This is a genomic window from Bosea sp. F3-2, from assembly GCF_008253865.1.
Lineage (GTDB): Bacteria > Pseudomonadota > Alphaproteobacteria > Rhizobiales > Beijerinckiaceae > Allobosea.
On sequence record NZ_CP042332.1, the window covers coordinates 43,287 to 64,365 of the forward strand.

The 21,079-nt window shown below is 63.3% G+C and carries 20 protein-coding genes; 16 read left to right on the top strand and 4 right to left on the bottom strand.

Annotation, left to right across the window (positions count from 1 at the left end; all coding sequences use genetic code 11):
• Nucleotides 1-18 precede the first annotated feature (18 nt).
• The 10 genes from FQV39_RS29925 to FQV39_RS29970 all read left to right on the top strand — a co-directional run bounded on the left by FQV39_RS29925 (nucleotide 19) and on the right by FQV39_RS29970 (nucleotide 11,895).
• Nucleotides 19-990, top strand: a complete 972-nt coding sequence (locus FQV39_RS29925; RefSeq protein WP_149134141.1) for a Bug family tripartite tricarboxylate transporter substrate binding protein — start codon at nucleotides 19-21, stop codon at nucleotides 988-990.
• 71 nt (nucleotides 991-1,061) lie between these two features.
• Nucleotides 1,062-2,495, top strand: a complete 1,434-nt coding sequence (locus tag FQV39_RS29930) for an NAD-dependent succinate-semialdehyde dehydrogenase (RefSeq protein ID WP_149134457.1) — start codon at nucleotides 1,062-1,064, stop codon at nucleotides 2,493-2,495.
• Between the two features lie 30 nt (nucleotides 2,496-2,525).
• A complete protein-coding gene (locus FQV39_RS29935; protein WP_149134142.1) occupies nucleotides 2,526-2,921 on the top strand; it encodes a RidA family protein in 396 nt (131 codons plus the stop codon).
• A 4-nt stretch (nucleotides 2,922-2,925) separates the two neighbouring features.
• A complete protein-coding gene (locus FQV39_RS29940) occupies nucleotides 2,926-3,735 on the top strand; it encodes an alpha/beta fold hydrolase (RefSeq protein ID WP_187640377.1) in 810 nt (269 codons plus the stop codon).
• Nucleotides 3,736-3,748: 13 nt separating this feature from the next.
• A complete protein-coding gene (locus FQV39_RS29945) occupies nucleotides 3,749-4,849 on the top strand; it encodes a mandelate racemase/muconate lactonizing enzyme family protein (protein ID WP_149134144.1) in 1,101 nt (366 codons plus the stop codon).
• Between the two features lie 156 nt (nucleotides 4,850-5,005).
• A complete protein-coding gene (locus FQV39_RS29950) occupies nucleotides 5,006-6,598 on the top strand; it encodes an ABC transporter substrate-binding protein (RefSeq protein WP_149134145.1) in 1,593 nt (530 codons plus the stop codon).
• Between the two features lie 123 nt (nucleotides 6,599-6,721).
• Entirely contained in the window at nucleotides 6,722-7,663 is a 942-nt protein-coding gene (locus FQV39_RS29955) for an ABC transporter permease (protein ID WP_149134146.1), read from the top strand.
• A 10-nt stretch (nucleotides 7,664-7,673) separates the two neighbouring features.
• Nucleotides 7,674-8,546, top strand: coding sequence for an ABC transporter permease (locus tag FQV39_RS29960; protein ID WP_149134147.1), 873 nt, complete (start codon nucleotides 7,674-7,676; stop codon nucleotides 8,544-8,546).
• 51 nt (nucleotides 8,547-8,597) lie between these two features.
• On the top strand, nucleotides 8,598-10,244 hold the full coding sequence (locus tag FQV39_RS29965; RefSeq protein ID WP_149134148.1) for an amidohydrolase: 1,647 nt from the start codon (nucleotides 8,598-8,600) through the stop codon (nucleotides 10,242-10,244).
• A 64-nt stretch (nucleotides 10,245-10,308) separates the two neighbouring features.
• Nucleotides 10,309-11,895, top strand: coding sequence for an ABC transporter substrate-binding protein (locus FQV39_RS29970; RefSeq protein ID WP_149134149.1), 1,587 nt, complete (start codon nucleotides 10,309-10,311; stop codon nucleotides 11,893-11,895).
• Nucleotides 11,896-12,058: 163 nt separating this feature from the next.
• On the opposite strand, the gene FQV39_RS29975 is transcribed toward FQV39_RS29970, so the two are convergent.
• From FQV39_RS29975 to FQV39_RS29990, 4 genes are all read right to left on the bottom strand, one after another.
• Nucleotides 12,059-13,036: a quinone oxidoreductase family protein gene (locus FQV39_RS29975; protein ID WP_149134150.1), complete on the bottom strand. Its 978-nt coding sequence runs from the start codon at nucleotides 13,034-13,036 to the stop codon at nucleotides 12,059-12,061.
• Between the two features lie 58 nt (nucleotides 13,037-13,094).
• On the bottom strand, nucleotides 13,095-14,111 hold the full coding sequence (locus tag FQV39_RS29980; protein ID WP_187640378.1) for an NAD-dependent epimerase/dehydratase family protein: 1,017 nt from the start codon (nucleotides 14,109-14,111) through the stop codon (nucleotides 13,095-13,097).
• A gap of 45 nt (nucleotides 14,112-14,156) precedes the next feature.
• Nucleotides 14,157-14,756, bottom strand: coding sequence for a GNAT family N-acetyltransferase (locus FQV39_RS29985; RefSeq protein ID WP_149134151.1), 600 nt, complete (start codon nucleotides 14,754-14,756; stop codon nucleotides 14,157-14,159).
• 170 nt (nucleotides 14,757-14,926) lie between these two features.
• Nucleotides 14,927-15,904, bottom strand: coding sequence for an ABC transporter six-transmembrane domain-containing protein (locus FQV39_RS29990; RefSeq protein WP_149134152.1), 978 nt, complete (start codon nucleotides 15,902-15,904; stop codon nucleotides 14,927-14,929).
• A gap of 64 nt (nucleotides 15,905-15,968) precedes the next feature.
• Between FQV39_RS29990 and FQV39_RS29995 the strand changes: the two genes are divergently transcribed.
• The 6 genes from FQV39_RS29995 to FQV39_RS34275 all read left to right on the top strand — a co-directional run bounded on the left by FQV39_RS29995 (nucleotide 15,969) and on the right by FQV39_RS34275 (nucleotide 20,992).
• Entirely contained in the window at nucleotides 15,969-16,568 is a 600-nt protein-coding gene (locus FQV39_RS29995; protein ID WP_149134153.1) for a TetR/AcrR family transcriptional regulator, read from the top strand.
• A gap of 200 nt (nucleotides 16,569-16,768) precedes the next feature.
• Nucleotides 16,769-17,890 carry a DUF418 domain-containing protein gene (locus FQV39_RS30000; protein WP_149134154.1) on the top strand — a complete coding sequence of 374 codons (1,122 nt, stop codon included), beginning with the start codon at nucleotides 16,769-16,771 and terminating at the stop codon, nucleotides 17,888-17,890.
• 118 nt (nucleotides 17,891-18,008) lie between these two features.
• Nucleotides 18,009-18,419 carry a GNAT family N-acetyltransferase gene (locus tag FQV39_RS30005; RefSeq protein ID WP_349238605.1) on the top strand — a complete coding sequence of 137 codons (411 nt, stop codon included), beginning with the start codon at nucleotides 18,009-18,011 and terminating at the stop codon, nucleotides 18,417-18,419.
• 194 nt (nucleotides 18,420-18,613) lie between these two features.
• Entirely contained in the window at nucleotides 18,614-19,330 is a 717-nt protein-coding gene (locus tag FQV39_RS30010; protein ID WP_149134156.1) for a riboflavin synthase subunit alpha, read from the top strand.
• Nucleotides 19,331-19,477: 147 nt separating this feature from the next.
• Complete coding sequence (locus FQV39_RS30015; RefSeq protein WP_149134157.1) at nucleotides 19,478-20,284, top strand: aminoglycoside adenylyltransferase domain-containing protein; 807 nt, start codon at nucleotides 19,478-19,480, stop codon at nucleotides 20,282-20,284.
• Between the two features lie 63 nt (nucleotides 20,285-20,347).
• Nucleotides 20,348-20,992: a hypothetical protein gene (locus FQV39_RS34275; RefSeq protein ID WP_187640379.1), complete on the top strand. Its 645-nt coding sequence runs from the start codon at nucleotides 20,348-20,350 to the stop codon at nucleotides 20,990-20,992.
• The last annotated feature ends 87 nt before the right edge of the window (nucleotides 20,993-21,079 follow it).

Sequence of the window (21,079 nt, forward strand, 5' to 3'; positions counted from 1 at the left end):
AACGGGAGGAGGATCGACATGGATAGGCGCAGATTCATGGCGACGGCCGGGGCAGCGATGCTGGCGCCGCGCAATGCCGGCGCGCAGAGCTATCCCATCAGGCCAATCCGCCTGATCGTCACCTTCGCGGCTGGCGGCCCGGCTGATCTCTTCGCCCGCGCCCTCGCCAGCGGGATGAGTACCCGGCTCGGCCAGCAGGTGGTCATCGACAATCGCCCCGGCGGCGCTGCCGGGCTGCCGGCGATCGACGCGATCGCGAAGGCCGGGCCGGACGGCTACCAGATCGCTCTTGCCGGCGCCGCGGCGCTCTCGACCGTGCCGTTCATGGTCCCGAAGATGCCGTTCGACTGGGAGACCAGCCTGACGCCGCTCACTCTAGTGTCGCGCGTTCCCGAGGTCATCACCACCAACGCCAAGCTCGGTCTCAAGAGCCTCTCCGACCTCGTCGCCTACGCAAAGAAGAATCCGGGCAAGGTCAATTTCGGCTCGGCCGGGCTCGGCAGCATCACCCATCTCGCCAGCGAGCTGTTCAAGGCGGAGGCGGCTGTCGACATCACCCATGTGCCCTATCGCGGCGCGGCGCCGGCCGTAAACGACCTGATCGCCGGCCATATCGACATGGTCACGGCCGATATCCCGGTGCTGCTGCCGCAGATCCAGGCCGGCATCGTCAATGCCCTGGCGGTCACCACCGAGAAGCGGATCAAGGCTCTGCCGGATGTGCCGACCACCGCCGAGGCCGGCTTTCCCAATGTCGTCTCCGACAATTGGTACGGGCTGGTCGGTCCGGCCGGGATGCCGGTCGAGGTTTCCAGCCGGATCCACGCCGCCGCACTGGCGACGCTCCGCTCGGACGAACTGCTGAAGCAGTTCGAGAGCCAGGAGGCGATCTCCTCGCCGACCTCCCCGGACGAGTTCGTCGCCTTCATCAAGGCCGAGCGGGCGAAATGGGGGCCGCTGATCGCCTCGATCGGGGTCAAGCTCGAATAGCGCCCGCACCTCCCCCCGACCAACTACCGGGCCGCACAGCTGCGGCCCCAAGCTTCCAACGCAGGACATCGATCATGCTCGACAAGCCCCTTCTCATCGCCGGCAGCTGGCGCGCGCCATCCGGGTCCCGCACCGGCGACGTCGTCGATCCCGCCACCGGCACGGTGATCGGCAAGCTCGGCTTCTCCGAGGCCGCCGATGTCGATGCCGCGCTGGAGGCCGCACGGAAGGGTTTTGTGACCTGGCGCGCCATGACCGCGCTCGAACGTTCGCGCATCCTGCATCGCGCCGCCGCTTTGGTCCGCGAGCGCGCCGAGGTGATGGCGCAGCATATGACCCGCGAACAGGGCAAGCCGCTGGCCGAGGCGCGCGGCGAAGCCGGTACGGCGCCAGAGCATATCGAGTGGTATGCCGAGGAAGGCCGGCGCGCCTATGGCCGGGTGATCCCCTCGCGGATTCCCGGCGCACGCCAGATCGTGGTCAAAGAGCCGGTCGGCCCCGTCGCGGCCTTCAGCCCCTGGAACTTCCCGCTCGCCCAGCTCGTCCGCAAGATCGCCGGAGCGCTCGCCGCCGGCTGCTCGATCATCGCCAAGCCGCCGGAAGAGGCGCCCTCGGCCTGCATCGAGCTCGCCAAATGCTTCCAGGAGGCTGGCCTGCCCGAGGGCGTGCTCAACATCCTGTTCGGCGTGCCAGCGGAAATCTCGGAACGGCTGATCGCCTCGCCGGTGATCCGCAAGGTCTCGTTCACCGGCTCGGTTCCGGTCGGAAAGCACCTCGGCGCGCTGGCGGGGGCGCAGGCGAAGCGCGCCACCATGGAGCTTGGAGGCCACGCCCCCTTCATCGTCTGCGACGATGTCGATCTCGACGCGATCGTGAAGCTCGGCGTCGGCCTGAAATTCCGCAATGCCGGCCAGGTCTGCGCCTCGCCGACGCGCTTCTACGTGCAGGACGCCGTCTATGACGGCTTCCGCGCCGCCTTCACCGAGGCCGCCAAGGCGGTCAAGGTTGGCGCTGGGGCGGCCGAGGGCACGCAGATGGGCCCGCTCGCCAACGCCCGCCGGCTTGACGCGCTGCAGGATTTCGTCGCCGACGCCGTCCAGCACGGCGCCAGGCTCGAAACCGGCGGCCGCCGCATCGGCAATGAGGGCTTCTTCTTCGAGCCGACCGTGCTCTCCGACGTGCCCGACAGCGCCCGCATCATGCGCGACGAGCCGTTCGGGCCAGTGGCGGCGCTGGTGCGGGTCGGCTCGGTCGACGAGGCGATCGAGCGCTCGAATGCCCTGCCCTTTGGCCTCGCCGCCTTCGCCTTCACCCGCTCGACCCGGCGCGCCGCGCAATTCGCCGACGGGCTCGAGAGCGGCATGGTCTCGATCAACCATTTCGGCCTCGCCGCGGCCGAGACGCCGTTCGGCGGCATCAAGGATTCCGGCTACGGCAGCGAAGGCGGCACGGAGGGGCTCGAAGCCTATCTCTCGACCAAGTTCGTCAGCCAGGTTGGCGCCTGAACCATCCCCTTCCAACCGCAAGAGACGACCATGCCCACGCTCCAGCACAACCCCGGCACGCTCGCGCCGCCCGCCCGCAATCTCTATTCGCACGGGGTCGAGACCCGCGGCCCCGGCCGCCAGCTCTTCATCGCCGGGCAGGTCGGCGTCCGGCTCGACGGCTCCATTCCAGAGGCCTTCGACGACCAGGTCCGGCAGATGATGGACAATATCGGCGCGGTCCTCGCCTCGGCCGGCATGGGCTTCGACGACATCGTCAAGATCACCGCCTATTGCCGCAGTGCCGAGGAGATCATCGGCTATGCCGGCATCCGCAACGGCTACTTCTCCGACAAGCCGCCGGCAACAACGGCCTTCGTGGTCAGCGGCCTCGCCAATCCCGCCTGGCTGATCGAGGCCGACGCCATCGCCTTCAAAGCGGATTGAGCCGGTGAACGCCGCCCTGTCCCACGGCCCCTCGCGGCACGAAGCCCATGTCGATGTCGGCGATGGCGTCCGGCTATGGGTCTGGGATACCGGCGGCGACGGCCCCGCCATCGTGCTGCTGCATGCCTCGGCCGGCAGCGGCGAGTGCTGGGACCTGCAATGGCCGGTCTTCGCGGAAGCCGGCTATCGGGTGATCGGCTATTCCCGGCGCGGGCATTTCCGCTCCGGCGACGGCGACGAGCCCGCGACGACGCCGGCCTCGACCGACTTGCTCCGGCTGGTCGATGCGCTCGGGCTGGATCGCTGCCACCTGATCGGTACCGCCGCCGGCGGCATGGTCGCGACCGATTTCGCGGTCTCGCACCCGCAGCGCCTGCTCAGCTTCGTCATCTCCAGCAGCATCGTCGGACTGGTCGACGACGACTATCAGGCAATGCTGCACCGGCTGCTGCCGCCTGAATTCGAGCAGTTACCCCATGATTTCCGCGAGCTCGGCCCATCCTACCGGGCGCAATGCCCGGAGGGCGTGGCCCGCTGGAATGCGATGCTGGCGCGCTCCGGCATCGAGCGCGTCCCCTTGCGCTTCGCCAATCGCGTCCGCTGGGCCGACCTCCCGCGCTTCGACTTTCCCGTCCTGGTCCTGACCGGCGATGCTGATCTCTACGCCCCACCGGCCAATGCGCGCCTGATCGCCAATCGGATCCCCGGCGCGCGCCTGACGATCCTCCCCGATTCCGGCCATTCGCCCTGGTGGGAGGTACCGGAACTCTACAACCGCGAAATCCTCAGTTTTCTCGGCTCGGCGAGCCGCTAGGAGCACCTTGGTCATGGCTACCCTTTCCACCGAGGCCGACCAGATCGTCGCGGTCGAGGTCAGGCGCTGCGTCCAGCCGCAGCAGGACCCGGCCTGGCGCTTCGCCCTGGGCGGCATCCCTCGCCTCGACGGGCTGATCGTGACCTTGCGTGCCGCTTCCGGTCTCGTCGGCGAAGGGCATATCGAGGCGATGGCCTTCTATGCCGACGACCTGGCCGGTTCGGAGGCCGCCATCGAAGTGCTGCGCCCCGCTTTGCTCGGCGCCGATCCACTGCGTTACGCCGAAACGCGGGATCGCCTCGACAAGGCCCTCTCCGGCCACGAAGCAGTCAAGGCCGGTATCGACAGCGCGCTCCACGAGCTGGCAGCCCGAGCCTTGGGCGTGCCGCTGCATGTGCTCTTCGGCGGCGCGCGGCGGCAAAGCATCGAGCTCCAGCGCATCCTGCCGCTCAAGGACCCGCCGGGCATGGCCGCCGATGCCGCCAGACTCGCCGGGCTCGGCTATCGCTGCCTCAAGGTGAAGGTCGATGGCGATGCCGACCTTGCCGAGGCGCGCGTCAGGGCGGTGCGCGAGAGCGTCGGCCCCGGCATCCGCCTCTCCGCCGACGCCAATCAGAGCTACACGCCGAAAGCCGGCTTGCGCATGATCGAGCGCATCGCCCGCCGTGGCATCGATCTCGTCGAGCAGCCGGTTCCCGCTACGGACATTGCGGGCCTGGCCTTCGTCTCGCAGCGCAGCCCGATCGCGATCGAGGCCGACGAGGCCATCCGCTCGCTGCGCGACATCGTCACGCTGATCGCCGAAGGCGCCTGCGACAGCTTCAACCTGAAGAGCTCCGTGCTCGGGGGGATCGGCAAGGTCTTCATCGCCGCGCAGATCTGCGAGGCGGCGGGGCGAGCCTACCGGGTCGGGACCGCCTACGGCCCGCGCCTGATTGCGGCGCAATGCCTGCATCTGGCCGTGGCGCTGCCATCCTTCCACTACCCCGTCGAGTTCGCCGAGTTCGATCATCTGCTTGACGATCCCTTCAGCGGACTGGAAGCTGTGGAGGGCCGGCTCGCTCTACCGCAGGGTGTCGGTTCGGGATTGTCGCAACTATCGGAGAATGCTTGACATCCCAGAGGCATGGCCTCAGGCTTCAAAGATCAGGCGGTTGGCGATAGCGAGGGTTTCAATCCTCGTTATATCGAGCCTTCCTCACCGGCACCGGTCGATCAAACGCCGCAGAGCGCGCGACCCGTGATCTCGTTCAGGTGAGGAGCTCAGACAATGAACATCCGGACAAGTTTTGCGCGTGCCGTGCGCGTCGCTGGCGTCGTGCTCGCAGCTAGCTTGGCGACGATCGCCGCCGCACAGGACAAGGACACGTTCCGCTTCGCCGCGGCGACCGATCTGCGCGTCATCGATCCGATCTGGTCGCTGGAGTACAACAGCCGCAACCACGGCTATCTCGTCTACGACACGCTGTTCGCCTTCGACTCGAAATTCCAGGTCAAGCCGCAGATGGTCGAGACCTGGACCGTCTCGGACGACAAGCTGCGCTACGCCTTCAAGCTGCGGCCGGGCCTGACCTGGCATGACGGCACGCCCGTCACCGCCGCCGACTGCGTCGCCTCGATCAAGCGCTGGGGCCAGCGTGATTCCATCGGCCAAGCGCTGATCGCCGCCGCCGGCGAGATCAAGGCGACCGGGACCGACAGCTTCGAGATCATCCTGAAGGAGCCGTTCGGCCATGTGCTCTCGGCGCTGGCCAAGACCGGCTCGCCGGTACCGTTCATGATGCCCGAGCGCATCGCCAAGACCAGCGGCTTCGAGCAGATAAAGGAGGTGATCGGCTCCGGTCCCTTCATCTTCGCGCGCGACGAATGGATGCCGGGCGACAAGGCGGTCTACAAGAAGTTCAAGGGCTACAAGCCCCGCTCCGAGCCTTCCGACTTCATGTCCGGCGGCAAGACAGCCAAGGTCGAGCGCATGGAGTGGGTGTTCATCCCGAGCGGCGCCACCGCCGCGGCCGCGCTGCTGGCCGGCGAGGTCGACTGGCTCGAGCACCCGCCTTCCGACCTGCTGCCGACGCTGCAGAACGACAAGGACATCACCGTCCGCGCCGTCGATCCCTTCGGCATGCAGACGATGATCCGCTTCAACCATATCCATCCGCCCTTCGACAACGAGAAGGTCCGGCGCGCCGTTCTGCAGACGATCGAGCAGGGCGAATATCTGCGCGTGCTCAGCGACGACAAGCGCAGCTGGGAGCCCTGCCGCAGCTTTTATTTCTGCGGTACCCGCTTCGGCCGGGACCTCGCGCCCGAGCAATTGCTGTTCAAGAAGAACCTGGACAAGGCGAAGAAGACGCTCGCGGCCTCCGGCTACAAGGGCGAGAAGGTCGTGCTGCTCGACGCGGTCGACGATGCGATCCTGCATCCGGTCACGGTCGTGCTGTTCGACAATCTCAAGGCGATCGGCATGAATGTCGAGCTCCGGGCGACGGACGGCGCCACCATCTTCGCGCTGATGCTGAAGCAGGAGCCGATCGCTCAGGGCGGTTGGAACATCGGCCCGCAATATGCCGACAGCTCCAACTATTCCGTGCCCTTCCTCAACAACGCCCTGCGCGCCGGCGGCGTCGGCAAGGCTTCGATCGGCTGGCCGAAGAACGACGCGATCGAGACGCTGCGGGCCGCCTTCCTCAAGGCGCCTGAGGCCGAGCAGGGCGCCATCGCCGACAAGATCCAGCAGGAGGCCTACGCCGCCGCGATCTACGGGCTGACCGGCCAGTACAAGCAGCTCACCGCCTACCGGAAATCGGTCGAGGGCCTGATCGACTCGCCGATCCCGCTGTTCTGGAACGTCAGCAAGAAGTGAGCGGCCGGCGGCGCGTGCATCCTGCATGCGCCGCCCTTCCTCTGCCGTGACCGCGCATTCGGCGCGCCGGCGGAACATCGGCGGAGCGCACGGCCCGCCTGAAGCCCTGGAACGGAGCCACCGATGCTGGCCTATATCGTCAAGCGCCTGCTCGCGACCATCCCGGTGATGGCGTCCGTCGCGGTCATCGTCTTCATGCTGCTGCATCTGACGCCCGGCGATCCCGCAGCGCTGATCGGCGGCGACCTCGCGACACCCGAGGATTTGCGTCGCATCCGCGAGCAGCTCGGCCTGGAGCGCCCGATCACCGAGCAGTTCCTCGGCTGGCTCTGGCAGGTGCTGCAGGGTGATCTCGGGACATCGCTGTTCAACCAGATGCCGGTGTCGCAACTGATCGCGCAGCGGATCGAGCCGACCTTGATCATCGGGCTGACGATCATGACCTTCGCGGTGATCGTCGCGATTCCGCTCGGCGTGATCGCCGCCTGGAAGGCCGGCAGCTGGATCGATCAATTGATCATGACGCTCGCGGTCATCGCCTTCTCGATGCCGATCTTCCTGATCGGCTATCTCCTGATCTTCAAGTTCTCGGTCGAGCTGAAATGGTTCCCGGTGCGCGGCTATCAGCCGATGTCGGCGGGGCCGGCGAAATTCTTCCAGCACATCGTGCTGCCAAGCCTGACCGTCAGCTTCATCTACATCGCCCTGCTGACGCGCATGACCCGGGCGACAATGCTCGACGTGCTGAACCAGGACTATATGCGCACCGCCCGCGCCAAGGGCATGGCGACGCCGCGCATCCTCGCCGTGCACGCGCTGAAGAACGCCGCCGTGCCGATCGTCACCATGGTCGGCATCGGGCTGTCCTCGCTGCTCGGCGGCATCGTCGTCACCGAGACCGTCTTCGCCATCCCCGGCATCGGCCGCCTGATGATCGACGCGATCATCCGCCGCGACTTCCCGATCCTGCAGGGGGTCATCCTCGTGCTGTCGGCGCTCTACGTGCTGATCAACCTGCTGATCGACCTGTCCTATTCACTGTTCGATCCGCGCATCCGCTATTGAGAACGAGCCCATGAGCATCGCCATCGAGGCCCCTCGCAAGAGCGCCAGTTCCAAGACATTGAACTATTGGCTCCGGCGCTATCCCCTGTTCATCCTCGGCTGCATCGGCCTGGCGGCGATCATCCTGCTCGCTCTGTTCGCGCCGCTGGTCGCGACGCATGATCCGGTCGCGATCAATCCGGGCGCCCGGCTGCGCCCGCCGAGCGACGCCTGGCTGTTCGGCTCCGATCCGTTCGGCCGCGACGTCTTCAGCCGCGTCATCTGGGGCGGGCGGGTCTCGCTCACCGTCGGCATCGGCGTCGCCGCCCTCTCGGTCTGCCTCGGCCTCGCGATCGGCATGGTCGCCGGCTTCAACCGCGTCGCGGATGCGATCCTGATGCGGATCATGGATGGGATGATGGCGATCCCCGGCATCCTCTTGGCCGTCGCGCTCGTCGCCATCGTCAAGCCGAGCATCACCACGGTCGTCGTCGCGATCGCAATCCCGGAGGTTCCGCGCGTCGTGCGCCTCGTCCGCTCCGTCGTGCTGAGCATCCGAGAGCAGCCCTATATCGAGGCGGCGCGCCTCAGCGGAGTTCGCTTCCCCGGCCTGCTGATCCGGCATGTGCTGCCGAACACGATCGCGCCGCTGATCGTCCAAGCGAGCTTCGTCTGCGCCTCCGCGATCCTGTCAGAAGCCTATCTCAGCTTCCTTGGTCTTGGAATCCCGCCGACCACGCCAACCTGGGGCAGCGTCATCTCGGAAGGGCGCAATGTCGTGCAGCTCGCCTTCTGGGTCGTGCTCTATCCGAGCCTCTTCCTCGGGACGACCGTGCTGTTCATCAACCTGATCGGCGACGGCCTGCGCGACATGCTCGACCCACGCTTGGCGCGGACATTGTGAGAGCCCGCGCCACGCAGCCTGTTGACCGCCCGTGAGGAGCCTGGAAGACCGATGCCCAATCCTGCAGCCGAAACGATCCTGCACAACGGCGTGATCCGCACCATGGACGCGGCCAATCCGCTAACCGAGGCTCTCGCCATCGCCGACGGCAAGATCATCAAGGTCGGCAGCTGGGCGGAAATCGAGCCTCTCCGCGGCGAGCGAACCCATCTCATCGATCTCGGCGGCCGCATGCTGATGCCGGGGCTGATCGATTTTCACGTCCACCTCCTCTCCAGCATGATCGCGCGTCTGCACACGACGGCGATCGGCACGGCCGACGACTTCGACACGATCCTGCGCAAGATCGGAGAAGCCTGCACGCGCGGCGATGCGAGCGATTGGGTCGTCGCCAACTCCTATGGCGCGGTCGCATTGCAGCGGATGCGGGAGCCCGATGCGCTCGCGGCCCTGGACGCAGTCAGTGGCGACCGGCCGGTGGTAATGCAGCATCTCAGCGGCCATGGCCATTTCGCCAATTCCGCGGCCTTGCGGATCGCCGGCATCGACGCTGCGACGCCGAACCCGCCCGATGGCGAGATCGTCAAGGACGCAGACGGGAGCCCGACCGGCCTGCTCGTTGAATCCGGGGCCTGGGGCGTCACCGCCGCCATTCCGGAGCTGTCGGCAGTCGGAAAGTCCGAGGCGGCGCGCGCTTCGATCGCCTATCTCAACAGCCTCGGCATCACCGGCTTCGCCGATGCCTCGGCGAGCCTGGAGGCGCTGGAGTTCTACAAGGCTCTCGACGATGCCAACGCCTTGACCTGCTGGGCCGCCTTCCATCTTGCCCTGAGCCCGACCTGTTCCGGCTATTCGGCCGACGAGGCCAAGATCATGCGTGAGCAGCGCCGTGAACTCTGCGGCCCGCATATGAACGCCGACTTCGCCAAGATCTTCCTCGATGGCGTGCCCTCGCTGCGCACGGCCGCGATGCTAGCCCCCTATGCCAGCGCGCCCGACGAGCCGCCGGTCGCGACCTCGCTGACGCTGGACGAGCTGACCGAGACGATCGCGGATTTCGATCGCGATGGCCTCGGCGTGAAAGTCCATGCCGTCGGCGATCGTGCCATCCGAATGGTGCTCGACGCCGTCGAGCAAGTACGCCGCCGCAACGGCTCCGGAGGGCCGCAGCACCAGATCACCCATGGCCAGTTCATCGCGGCAGCAGACATTCCACGCTTGGCCGAGCTCAACGTCCTGCACGACATGTGCCCGCCGCTCTGGCATCCGAATTCCGCGAGCCTGACGCATCAGCGGATGGTAGGGCCCGAGCGCTATGCGACGGTCTGGCCGGTGCGCGACATCCTCGCCGCCGGCGCGGCGGTCGTCGCGGCTTCGGATTGGCGCACGATCGCGCCCGACCTCGATCCCTGGGAGGCGATGTGCGGTCTCGTCACCCGCCGCGATCCGACCGGGTGCTATGAGGGCGCGCACGCCCCCGACCAGGCCGTGAGCGTAGCCGAGGTCCTGCCGCTATATACGACCAACCCCGCCGCAGCCATGCGCCTTAGCGATCGCACCGGCCGGCTCGCGGCGGGATTGTCGGCGGACATGATCATGCTGGACCGTGACCTGATGACGATCGATCCGTTGGCAATCGCGCAGACTAAGGTACTGGCAACCTGGTTCCAGGGCAGGCTCGTGCATGGCAGCGCCTGAGGCCCGCCTCACCGCACCGCTTGCGAGACGTCACGGGACCATCGACTGAAGGGAGATCAGGAGCATGCACCGCCGCCAGTTCATCGCCGGAGCGAGCGCGACCGCCACAGGCCTCGCCATGCCGTGCGTTAGCCATGCGCAATCCAATCGCACCCGCACCTTGCGCTTTGCCCCGCATGCGGATCTGAGCTTCGTCGATCCGGTCTGGACCCTCGCCTATATCGCGAGAAACCACGGCTTCATGGTGTTCGACACGCTCTATGGGCTGGATTCCAGCTTCGAGCCGCAGCCGCAGATGGTGGCGGGCCATGTGGTCGAGAACGATGGCCTTCTGTGGCGGCTGACCTTACGGGAGGGGTTGCTCTTCCATGATGGCACGCCGGTGCGCGCGCAGGACTGCGTTGCCAGCATCCGGCGCTGGGCCAATGCGGACGCATTCGGACAGAAGCTCCTGGCTGCGACGGACGAGCTTTCCGCCGCGTCCGACCGCGAGATCCGGTTTCGGCTGAAGCGCCCCTTCCCGCTGCTGCCCGCCGCGCTCGGTAAGGCAAGCCCGTACATGTGCGCGATCATGCCGGAGCGGATTGCCCTGACCCCGCAGACCACGCAGATCACCGAAGTCATAGGCAGCGGGCCGTTCCGCTTCCTCGCTTCCGAGCGGGTACCAGGCGCCTCGGCCGCCTATGCCAAGTTCGATCGTTATGTCCCGGCCTCCGGCGCGCCAAGCTTCATCGCCGGTCCCAAGGTCGTCCATTTCGACCGGGTGGAGTGGATAACCATTCCCGACGCCGGCACGGCTGCGGCGGCCCTCCAATCAGGAGAGATCGACTGGTGGGAAGCTCCCCCGCCTGACCTCGTTCCGCTGATGAAGAGCGCCAGCAACGTCGCCGTTGAGACGCTCGACCCCGCAGGCTCGGTCGGCGTATTCCGCTTCAACCATCTTCATCCGCCCTTCAACAACCCGGCGATCCGGCGTGCTGTGCTCGGTGCGGTCGATCAGGCGCCGTTCATGCAGGCAGTCGCCGGTGAGGATCCAGCTATGTGGAATGACCGGGTCGGCTTTTTCACGCCCGGAACGCCCATGGCGAGCGACGCCGGGATGGCGGGACTCTTCGGTCAGCGCGATCTTGCCAAAGTCAAGCGCGAGCTCGCCGCCGCCGGTTATCGCGGTGAACGGGTCGTCCTACTCGCCGCCTCGAACATCGACGCGATCAACGCGCTCGCCCAGGTCGCGCAGGATTTGCTTACGCGCATCGGCATGAATGTCGATTATGTCTCGACCGATTGGGGCACAGTGATGCAGCGGCGCGCCAGCCAGCAGCCGGTCGAGGGCGGCGGCTGGAGCGCCTTCGTCGGCACTTGGTCGGGCAACGACCTAGTGAATCCGGCCGTGAGTATCAGCCTGCGCGGCGATGGCAAGGCGGCCGGCGGATGGCTGACCTCGCCCGAAATTGAGCGGCTGCGCGACGCTTGGTTCGATGCGCCTGACCTCGCCGAACGTCAGCGAATCTGCCGAGCCATCCAGGAACATGCTTTTCAGGATGTACCTTTCATCCCGCTGGGGCAGTGGAAGACGCAGAGCGTCCGGCGCACGAGCATCACCGACCTTCCGCGCGGCATTCCCCTCTTCTGGGGCGCAAGGCCAAGCTGATGGGAGAACCGGTGTTCTTTGATCTCTGATGTCTCGAAAGCGCTTCGATAGGATGGCATCATCGAAATGCCGTTCAGAACACCGCAGGAAATCCGCTCTAGGCGCCCGCCCGGCCAAATGCGCTCCTGGCGTTCCAGCATGAATGTGCCCGCGCGCAGCAGCATCACGGTATTAAGACTATGCCGCCGGGGCTGCGCCCAGCTTCCAGCATTTCATGAGCCTGCGCGGCTTCTGAAAGCGGCAGCGTCAGAGGAGCGATGGGTTGAATGACGCCATTCTGAAATGCGTCGAAAACGCTCTTGGACAAGGCCCTGAGCTGCGCTTCGGAGCGCATGTAATGAAACAGAATGGGCCGGACAACCGAAAGCGACCGGTCAGCGAGCGCGCTCGGGGCAAAAGGCCCTACGGACCCTGATGCCTGCCCGTAATTGACCAATGTTCCCAGAAAACCAAGGCATTCCATCGACCCCTGAAATGTATCCTTCCCGATTGCGTCAAAGGCCGCTGCCACTCCCTCTCCTCCCGTCAGTGCTCTCACCCGCTCCACGAAGTCCTCTTCCCGGTAAAGAATGGTATGGAGCGCACCAGCTCGTTCGGCGACCGCAGCCTTTTCACGGCTGCCCACAGTTCCGATCACCTTGGCCCCGATATGTCGGCACCAACTGGTGAGCAATTGGCCGACGCCTCCAGCAGCCGCATGAACAAGGACCGTTTCGCCCGCCCTAACTGCGTGCGCGCGAGTAACGAGAACGCTCACGGTGAGCGCCTTCATTAGTGTAGCAGCGAGTTCGGCATCACCTAGCTGTTCAGGCAGCGAGATCGCTTCGGAAGCAGGTAAAAGGCGATGTGTGGCATAACCCCCATATCTTCCGCTGACCCAACCGATACGGTTGCCGACCTGGTGAGATGTCACGCCGGCTCCGATCGCTTCCACATACCCAACAGCTTCAATTCCTGGAATTCCGGGCAAATTCAGCGTTCTGTATAGCCCCGACCGAACGTAGCAGTCATGGAAATTCACGCCGATGGCCGAATGCCTGACCAAGAGTTCGCCAGGGCCCGGAGGAGTCAGATCGGCAACCGCCAAACGCAGCTCCTCAGGTCCGCCATGTTGAGCAAGAATGATTGCGTGAATTTGCATTTAGCACCCCATCTTCTGTCGCCTTAATAATCACGACTCGCCTTTTCCCGAACAATATTTAGGGAAAATGGATACATTCAGATGTTATGACGACTAGATCTTCCTTCTCGTAGTCAAAGTGAGCATTCTTATATGCAGCCAGCTGCGGAAGAATCTGGGTCCAATTTGCGCTCGTGACGCACTCAACTAGCCAGTGAACTGCCGGCGCAGCTGCCTCTGCATATCTAGTTGCGCTGGTTGCGGCTCCACGAACTATCATTGGCTGAGAAACCGACCACGGCGTTAGGCCATGGCTTGGGGGGAAATCGGGGTCATCCGAAAGACCAACCAATTCGGCTTTTACCCCCATGATGGCCATGATGGCCCGTCCGATTTCGACAACGGACGGGCTGTCCGCATCCGAAACGTTTGCGATCTCCGGCAAATCTCCCGCCACTGCTTTGACCACTGCATCCGCAATAGCGGCGACCGAAGTCGTTTGAAAACGGCTTCTGCCCTCATAAGCGAGCGGGATGACTGCTCTGCCATCGAGCAGTCTTTTGACAAACCACCACTCTCGCGCGTGTTTGCTTTCAGGCCCATGAATCGCGCAGGGGCGCAGTATCGTGACTGGGCACGCCGATTTGCCGAGAAGCAGCGCCTCCATGGCGCGCTTTCGAGTTGAGTAGGTTTCCGGCCCGGGAGGTATCGTTGGACTTTGCTCAGTCAACGGTACAGAAAACGAAGGGAACCCGCCGCGAGCAGCTTCGTCGAGCGTTCGAGCTTGGTTGTCGCAATAGACGCTGGCGCTGGAGATAGCCACGATACGCCCTGCCGACCGGCCCGCGTGCACGAGACACCCGGCATCGAGCGCATCGAAGGCAACGCAAGAAAGCAGCAGGTCCGTATCTGTCCCCACGATCGCGTGCAAACCGTCTGCGTCGCGGGCATCCGCTTCAATATGCCAACAGCCATCCGGGACGGCGGTGGCCCCGCGGCTGACAACTTGCACGTCCCATCCATCGCCGATCAGGCGTCGGGCAGTTGCAAGCCCGACTTGACCGGTCCCGCCTATGATCACAGCTCTCGAAGGCATCGTTATATTCGGCCGAATTTGTGAATTTGAAGAGTTCTACAAATCTCATTCAACTGCATTCCGGAGCTCGGCAGTCCAGTTTCCATAGAATTGCAGACCCGCCGATTTGCCGAGGGCCGCAGAAGCGCTGTTGTCCCGTTGGCACCGGAACTGCGGGTGTAACCCCTCCCCGACCGCGTAAGTAGACATCGCCAGCACGACGTTCCGACCGAAACCGCGCCCCCGCTCTGAGACCAAGGTTAGCACCCCGATGTCTCCGATCGCTGAGTTCATCCAAGGGTAGATGCTGCCCGCGGCCACCAACCTTTTACCCGAAAAGGCGCCGAAAGCCGCCCAATGCTCCAGCTCGACATAGGCCGCATCGAGATCTGGCAGCGAGACTTCGGCCTGAAATGCTGCGAACAATTCGGCGTCCGCCGGGCCGAGCCGTCTGACTCCCTCCGGCATAGGCATCCGAGCCAGACGCCGCGTTTCGGCTTCGGAATAGTGGTGCAGCAGGTCCGCGCCATTCAGCGTGATGCCTTGATGAGCCAAGGTCTTCTGTAGCTGCTCAACGGTCCAGTTTTGACCAAGCGGCTCCACAAGCGCGGAAACCTCTGGCGACATAACGACCCGCACGTCCCCCGCTGCATGTTCGAGGATCATAATCCGTATATCCTCTCCGAGAGCTCGGTTGAGGCCGTATTGGAGCTTGGAGTCGGGCGTCCGAACTCGCTGGAATAGACTATCCCAGAAGGCGTCGACCTCCCGGGAGAACGTCGTTTTGACCTTCGCTTCCTCGAATCTGGAACTGGCAGACAGACAGCCTCGCGCGCTCACGGCGTTAAACTCGTTGCCTTGTTACCGACTTCTGCATTTGCCGTTGCCCATTCGGGCGATGCTCCTGGCGCGGCAGCGTTGGCGGAAACCCGTTTGCCGATGTTCTTAAGACGGGCCAACTGGTCAATGACCGTCGGCGCCTCGTCGAGGCTTGAGACGAACGTCCAGAGGTAGGTTATGACCGAATAGATGTGGCCTGCATTCGTGCTGCTCGAGCCCGCCATGTGAACGATCGCGAAGCCGAAAAGCGACGCCGCAACGACGCCGAGCACCAGGTAAGCTGCCGCCTCGCGATCAGATAGAAGAACCCGAAGCTTTGCCGTCACCTTGTAGTGTCGGGCTAACGCCGATCGACTTTGAGCGTCGATAATCCCGATTTCCTGCTCGAGACGCCGGTTCAATCGGCCGTGCAGAATTTCGTTCTTACGCCCGAAGCGCGGCATCCACATAAGATTCAGCAGCAGGGCTGCAACGCTGACCGCGCCAACGAGAGGCTCGAGAATCAAGAGCATCCCAACGGCTCCGACGAGCGAAACTAGCGAGGTGAGTATCGTCGGGAGATGCTTGTCGAAGAAGTCGACGAACTCGCGCGCCAATACGACGCGCGCAGCAACCGTGGATACGTTCCCGCCTCTTGAGCCTTGTTCCAGCGCGACCCGAACCGCGATCCCGGCATAGATGCCGGTGTACACGCGCGTGTCCACTGCCCGACGGGCTGCCCCCACGACCCAGAACGACAAGACGATGCCTGCGTAGGATGCGGCCGACAGCGCATTTCCCGCAATGATCGCGTTCACTGCAAATCCCGCAAAGAGGGGGTACGCAAGAAAGAGCGCGTTCTCCAATGCGACCAGCGCCAGGGTGAGCGTTAGCTTTCCTGGATTCGAACTGGCGATATGGGAGAGCGAGCTCGTGGCGGTGGGCTCAGCCTCGACGCGAGCTGCTGATGGCGGTAGCTGATGAGTGTGGATCATAGGATGATTTGAGCGATTGCTCAAATATGTAATTGAGCGAGCGCTCAAGCGCAAGGGGCTGAGAATGGCGCTGCGAACACGGATATCTTCCGAGGGAAACACCCGCGAACAGATCCTAGCGGCAGCACTGGAACTGTTCAGCGAGCGAGGATTCGCGAATGTATCGACGCGGGACCTAGCGGAGAAGGCCGGGATCGCCAGGAGCCACGTCTATCATTATTTCAAGAATTGGCAGACGCTGCGCCACGAAGTATTCGACCGCTTTGCACAAGAACAGTATGACGACCTGCTTTCAGGCATGGCCAATCTAAATCCAGACCAGAAACTAGCGGTTTTCTTTCGGGAGTTCATGGCGGATGGATCCAAGACCGGGATCGCGATGTGGCTGGATGCTTGGGATGAAGCACTGCACGATCCCGTCTTGGCCGAAGCCTATATCGCCGTCAACAAGCGCTGGCAGGCGCTTCTCGCAAGCATCATTGCCGAAGGAAATCGAACCGGACAGTTTTCTTGCGGATCGCCAGAGCGCGCAGCTCGCCAGCTTTACGCGCTGGCAATGGGCTATTCCGACACCTTAATTCTCGCGCCGTCCGAAGCGCTTGTTCGAGAAATCCTGAGCGAGGTCGCTGAAGCAACCCGGATGTTGGTTGGTTCACGGCAGTAAGCCCCAGCCAGATCATCGAAGCCTTGGCGCGACACGACTGTCGCCACCTCCCGTACCCGCTCGCACGGACCGGTTTTGCCGACGGCGCAAGCGTCCAGACACTTCAACATCCTTCAACGCACTGCCCGATTAAACACGGCTTGACATATTGAGCGGTCGCTCAATATGAACTTGAGCAGTCGCTCAATTTTGTGCTCAACATGGCTACCAGTTCCCGTTCCACCGAAGTCGATACAATCCGTGCCGCTGCCCTGATCGGGATATGCGTTGTGAACGTCCCCTTTCTGGGTTTGCCCGCGATTCAGGCGGTAGGCACGCCTCAGGGCACAAGTGATCGGTTCGCGGCGTTCGCCGTCGAATTCCTGTTCCAGGGGAAATTCTTTCTGCTCTTTTCCTTTGTTTTCGGCTGGGGCGTGGAACTTCAATCACGAGCTGCTGCGCGAGCCAGCGCGTCTTTTGGCAGGCGCTATTTTCGCCGGTTGGCCGCATTGGCTGTTCTGGGTTGTCTCCACGCCGCCTTGGTGTTTCCCGGAGACATTCTGTTGATCTACGCGATCCTGGGCGTGCTGCTCTGGCCGTGCCGCAACATGGCGCCCCGGCGCCTACTCATGCTCGCGTTCCTTATGATCGTCGTGGAACTTCTCACGTTGGGCGCATTGGCATTTGTGACTCAGGGCACCGCTGGGCTGCCTCAGCCCTCCGGCGGGAGCGTCGGGCAAGGTGTCCTTGCCCGGGTATCGGAATGGCCAGAAACGCTAGGCTTCCTACTGCTTTTTCAAGGCCCCTTGGCGTTTGGAGCTTTCCTAGCAGGACTCGCGTCAGCGAAATCCAGGTTCTTCGAACCTGACAGCGACGGCCGCCGGAGGCTTGGCCGATCAGTTCCATGGCTCTGGGTGCTCGCTATTCCGGCAAACTTGGCATTCGCGATCTTCTCGAAAAGCGAAGGCTTGCCGGGCTTGGTAGGCTTCCTGAGCTTCGCAGTTGGAGCTCCGAGCCTTGCGGCAATATATCTGCACATGCTGGTGAAGATTGACGCCGCGCATCTCCTGCCGAAAATCGTTCGTCGCGCCGGACAGAACTCGCTAACCGCCTACGTCCTCCAGGGTGTGATAGCTGGCACTGTCTTCGGAGGCTATGGCCTGGGTTGGTTTGGAGCACTCGGTCAGCTTCAGCTCATCCCGCTCGCCATCGTGCTGGCAACGCTCTCCATGATGATCACCTCGCTCGCCGCGCTGGTGATCGGCTACGGCCCTCTAGAGCTGCTTCTAAGAAGAATGACTTATCACGGCGAGAAATCTGTTCGCCAGTTCACTAACGCTTGAGATCGCCATGTCTGAACTACCATCCAAAAGCTCCTCCATCTCCTTCCGTCGTGTTACGGCAAAGACCGTCTGGGACGTTTGCTGTCTTAGCGAGACACTTTCGGACGCACAGAGGAGCATGATTGCTGACAATGGCTCCTCGATCGCGGAAGCCCATTTTTCAGAGAACGCTTGGTTCCGAGCAGTCTACGCAGACGAAACGATCGTCGGCTTCATCATGCTGCACATCGGGAGCGATCACGACGACGGAATTGAATATCCGGGCGCCTTCCTCTGGCGGTTCATGATCGGTGGACGCTTTCAGCGTTTGGGGTTTGGCAGGGCCGCCATCGAGCTGCTAGCGCGAGATCTCAAGTTCCGCGGCTTCCAGGAACTGCGGGTCGGCTACGGAATCGGCGAAGGGAGCCCGGAGCCATTCTATTCGAGCCTGGGGTTCGTTCCCACAGGCAGAAAGTATGGCGAAGAAGAGCTCGAGGCCGCACTCAAATTTCCGTCGCAACATGACGATTTCGTGGAGCTCTCAGCGTGATTAACTCGGTAGCTAAGCGCGTGCCACTCCCACCCACCAAGCGCGAGCTTGAAATGTCGGCAGATGTGAGGGAAGAGGCCGATGCCTCGTCGGACGTCGCACCCGATGCGGGCGCGTGGGAGCTTTATCGCAATCGGTAGGCTCTGCGATCAGATCGAGCCTGATGGCCCGGGCTCGCAAGGACGAGGAAAGCAATGTTTACTGGGATTGTTCAGGCGGTTGCGAAGGTTGAGGCCATCAAAGATGACAACGGCATTCGGACATTTGCGCTCGAGTTCCCCGAAGGCTTCACCGAGGATCTGGCTATCGGAGCCAGCGTGGCAGTGGATGGAGTTTGCCTGACCGCGACGACCATCGAAACTGCCAAGCGAGTGCTTTTCGACGTCATGCTTCAGAGCCTGGCCGTCACCACGCTGGGAGACTGCGAGGTCGGCACGTTGGTCAACGTCGAGCGCGCAGCAAAAGATGGAGCCGAAATCGGCGGACATCCTCTCTCAGGGCATATCGACTTTGCAGCGCGAGTCGACCTCATCAAGGAATACGGGGCCAACAAGTCCATCCGGTTCTCCATTCCCAGGCCCTTTGAACGCTATATTTTTGCGAAGGGTTACATCGCAATCAACGGGTGCAGCCTCACGGTCTCCGAATGCAACAAGGCCGAAAGCTGGTTCGAGATTTGGCTCATCCCTGAAACGCGCCGCGTAACGAACCTCGATTTCAAACGTGAGGGCGAGATGCTCAACGTAGAGATCGATCGGAGTACACAGGTCGTCGTCGACACCGTAAGGGATGCCGTTGCTGAAAGCCTCGGCGAACTGCGGCCGCTCCTTGAGACTGTGCTGAAGGAACGGGGTCTGGTTCTCGAAGATCTGGTGAAACCGTCCGGGCTGTTGCCCCCGCGGCAGCATTGATCTCCTCGCGCCATTGGCGGGCACGGCCTAGGCGGCGTGGACAAAATCGGACGTTCAGAAGCGAACCTTGTGAGAGTTTGAGGAGTTGCCGAAAGTTGCCGTTCTGCCGCACGTTCCGGCGCAGCAAACGAACTCAGCGACGCGACCATGGGAGTTTTGGAACTGCCGACCCACCGAACAAATGTCCCAGCCGAAGCTTCAAGCGCATTGCCGCTTCTGAAACATCGACTCGGAATTTCTCTTTCGGCAGTCTATCTGCACGGCTCTGCCGTAGCCGCAGGGCTGCGCACGAGGAGCGACGTCGATCTGCTCGCTGTCGTGGAGGAGGAGGTGCCCGCATCCATACGTGCGGACCTCTCGTCCGATCTCCTAGCTGTTTCAGGGCACTACCCCTTCGACAGGCTCGGTCGTCGGCCGCTTGAGGTCATCATCATACGACGGACCGATCTCGAAGGCATGCCGTATCCGGCGCGAGCGGAGTTCGTCTACGGCGAATGGTTGCGGACCGCTCTCGAAAGTGGGGCCATCCCGGAAGCGGAGGCGAACCCGGAGTTCACTCTGCTTCTCGCGCAGGCGAGAGAAGAAGCGGTCCCCCTGATCGGCCCGGACATCACCGATTTGGTTCCCGTCATACCGTCCGCCATCATACGCAAAGCGATCGGTGATCTCCTGCCGGAACTGATCCGGGCCGTCGAAGGGGACGAGCGTAACGTGCTGCTGACGCTGGCGCGCATGTGGAATACGGCCACGACAGGTCAGTTTGTGTCCAAGGATAGTGCTGCGGAGTGGGCAGGGGCGAAGTTGTCCGACCGCGCCGCAGATATCCTCGCCCTCGCGCGAGATGCATATCTTGGACGCGCCGAGGACGAGTTGCATTGTCGGCGAACGGAGGTGTCGCAGGCGGTCGACGAAATGCGCGACGGCGTCGTGTCTGCGCTGCAACCATTCGAGTGATGTCGGCTGTTCCTTAATGCGACTGAAAGCTGCCCGCCCCCACCACCCAGATAAGTCGTTTCGATGAGCGCTGAATATGTCCATGCGAGCCAAGCGGGGTGGACGAATTGGTTGACGCTGGATCGAGCGGTTGATTCAACGCTTCCTTTTGGAGGCGTGATTGAGCCGGGGCGATCTGAGCGGAGCGGAGTGGCGGGTTTTAAAGGATCTGCTGCCGATCGAGCCATCGAATTCCGCAGTGCCCAGAGCGTCAGCGCCAATCCGAGAAGCGCCGGCAGCGTTACCGCCGGAAAGTCCCGCGGAATGACAGCAGGTGAGCAGATTCCGACGGCAACCTCCCAAAAATGGAAGAGCGCGTGCGCGCAAAGCCAGGACGTCGCGGCTGCCCATAGTCCAACACGGCGCCGGGGCGTGAAAAGCCCGAGGCCGAACGCCACGCCGAGGAACATCTGGATCATCCCGATGTCGCGAATGAAGTGCTGGTTGAAGAAGCCGGTATCAGTCACGCCCGGGACAAGTTCGTACCAAGCCAGTGGCGCGATCAGCATGAAAAGGCCGTTCGCGGTCAGGAAGGTGCCGTTGAACGCCACCATGATGACGACCATCGCGGCAGCGGCGCGGCCTCGAGGGAGCATCGCCTCGCACGTCAAAATCGCTTTCATCAATCACCTCTCGCCGAAGTGCGCTCACCACCGGGCACTCGCGTGATCTCGGGGCGGGGTGACAGCGCAGGAGCGAGTGAAATTGTTCTCGTTGAGCGCTTGGATCTCTACTGGCCCCTCCGATGTCTGCTCT

What these genes read in the sequence shown, in the direction of transcription:
- FQV39_RS34275 (WP_187640379.1), top strand. Translation starts at nt 20,348, where the DNA reads ATGAGCGCTGAATATGTCCATGCGAGCCAAGCGGGGTGGACGAATTGG.
- FQV39_RS29945 (WP_149134144.1), top strand. Translation starts at nt 3,749, where the DNA reads ATGGCTACCCTTTCCACCGAGGCCGACCAGATCGTCGCGGTCGAGGTC.
- FQV39_RS29985 (WP_149134151.1), bottom strand. Translation starts at nt 14,756, where the DNA reads ATGATCCTCGAACATGCAGCGGGGGACGTGCGGGTCGTTATGTCGCCA.
- FQV39_RS29995 (WP_149134153.1), top strand. Translation starts at nt 15,969, where the DNA reads ATGGCGCTGCGAACACGGATATCTTCCGAGGGAAACACCCGCGAACAG.
- FQV39_RS29990 (WP_149134152.1), bottom strand. Translation starts at nt 15,904, where the DNA reads ATGATCCACACTCATCAGCTACCGCCATCAGCAGCTCGCGTCGAGGCT.
- FQV39_RS29970 (WP_149134149.1), top strand. Translation starts at nt 10,309, where the DNA reads ATGCACCGCCGCCAGTTCATCGCCGGAGCGAGCGCGACCGCCACAGGC.
- FQV39_RS29925 (WP_149134141.1), top strand. Translation starts at nt 19, where the DNA reads ATGGATAGGCGCAGATTCATGGCGACGGCCGGGGCAGCGATGCTGGCG.
- FQV39_RS30015 (WP_149134157.1), top strand. Translation starts at nt 19,478, where the DNA reads ATGGGAGTTTTGGAACTGCCGACCCACCGAACAAATGTCCCAGCCGAA.
- FQV39_RS30005 (WP_349238605.1), top strand. Translation starts at nt 18,009, where the DNA reads ATGATTGCTGACAATGGCTCCTCGATCGCGGAAGCCCATTTTTCAGAG.
- FQV39_RS29955 (WP_149134146.1), top strand. Translation starts at nt 6,722, where the DNA reads ATGCTGGCCTATATCGTCAAGCGCCTGCTCGCGACCATCCCGGTGATG.
- FQV39_RS29980 (WP_187640378.1), bottom strand. Translation starts at nt 14,111, where the DNA reads ATGCCTTCGAGAGCTGTGATCATAGGCGGGACCGGTCAAGTCGGGCTT.
- FQV39_RS30010 (WP_149134156.1), top strand. Translation starts at nt 18,614, where the DNA reads ATGTTTACTGGGATTGTTCAGGCGGTTGCGAAGGTTGAGGCCATCAAA.
- FQV39_RS29960 (WP_149134147.1), top strand. Translation starts at nt 7,674, where the DNA reads ATGAGCATCGCCATCGAGGCCCCTCGCAAGAGCGCCAGTTCCAAGACA.
- FQV39_RS29975 (WP_149134150.1), bottom strand. Translation starts at nt 13,036, where the DNA reads ATGCAAATTCACGCAATCATTCTTGCTCAACATGGCGGACCTGAGGAG.
- FQV39_RS29935 (WP_149134142.1), top strand. Translation starts at nt 2,526, where the DNA reads ATGCCCACGCTCCAGCACAACCCCGGCACGCTCGCGCCGCCCGCCCGC.
- FQV39_RS29965 (WP_149134148.1), top strand. Translation starts at nt 8,598, where the DNA reads ATGCCCAATCCTGCAGCCGAAACGATCCTGCACAACGGCGTGATCCGC.
- FQV39_RS29950 (WP_149134145.1), top strand. Translation starts at nt 5,006, where the DNA reads ATGAACATCCGGACAAGTTTTGCGCGTGCCGTGCGCGTCGCTGGCGTC.
- FQV39_RS30000 (WP_149134154.1), top strand. Translation starts at nt 16,769, where the DNA reads ATGGCTACCAGTTCCCGTTCCACCGAAGTCGATACAATCCGTGCCGCT.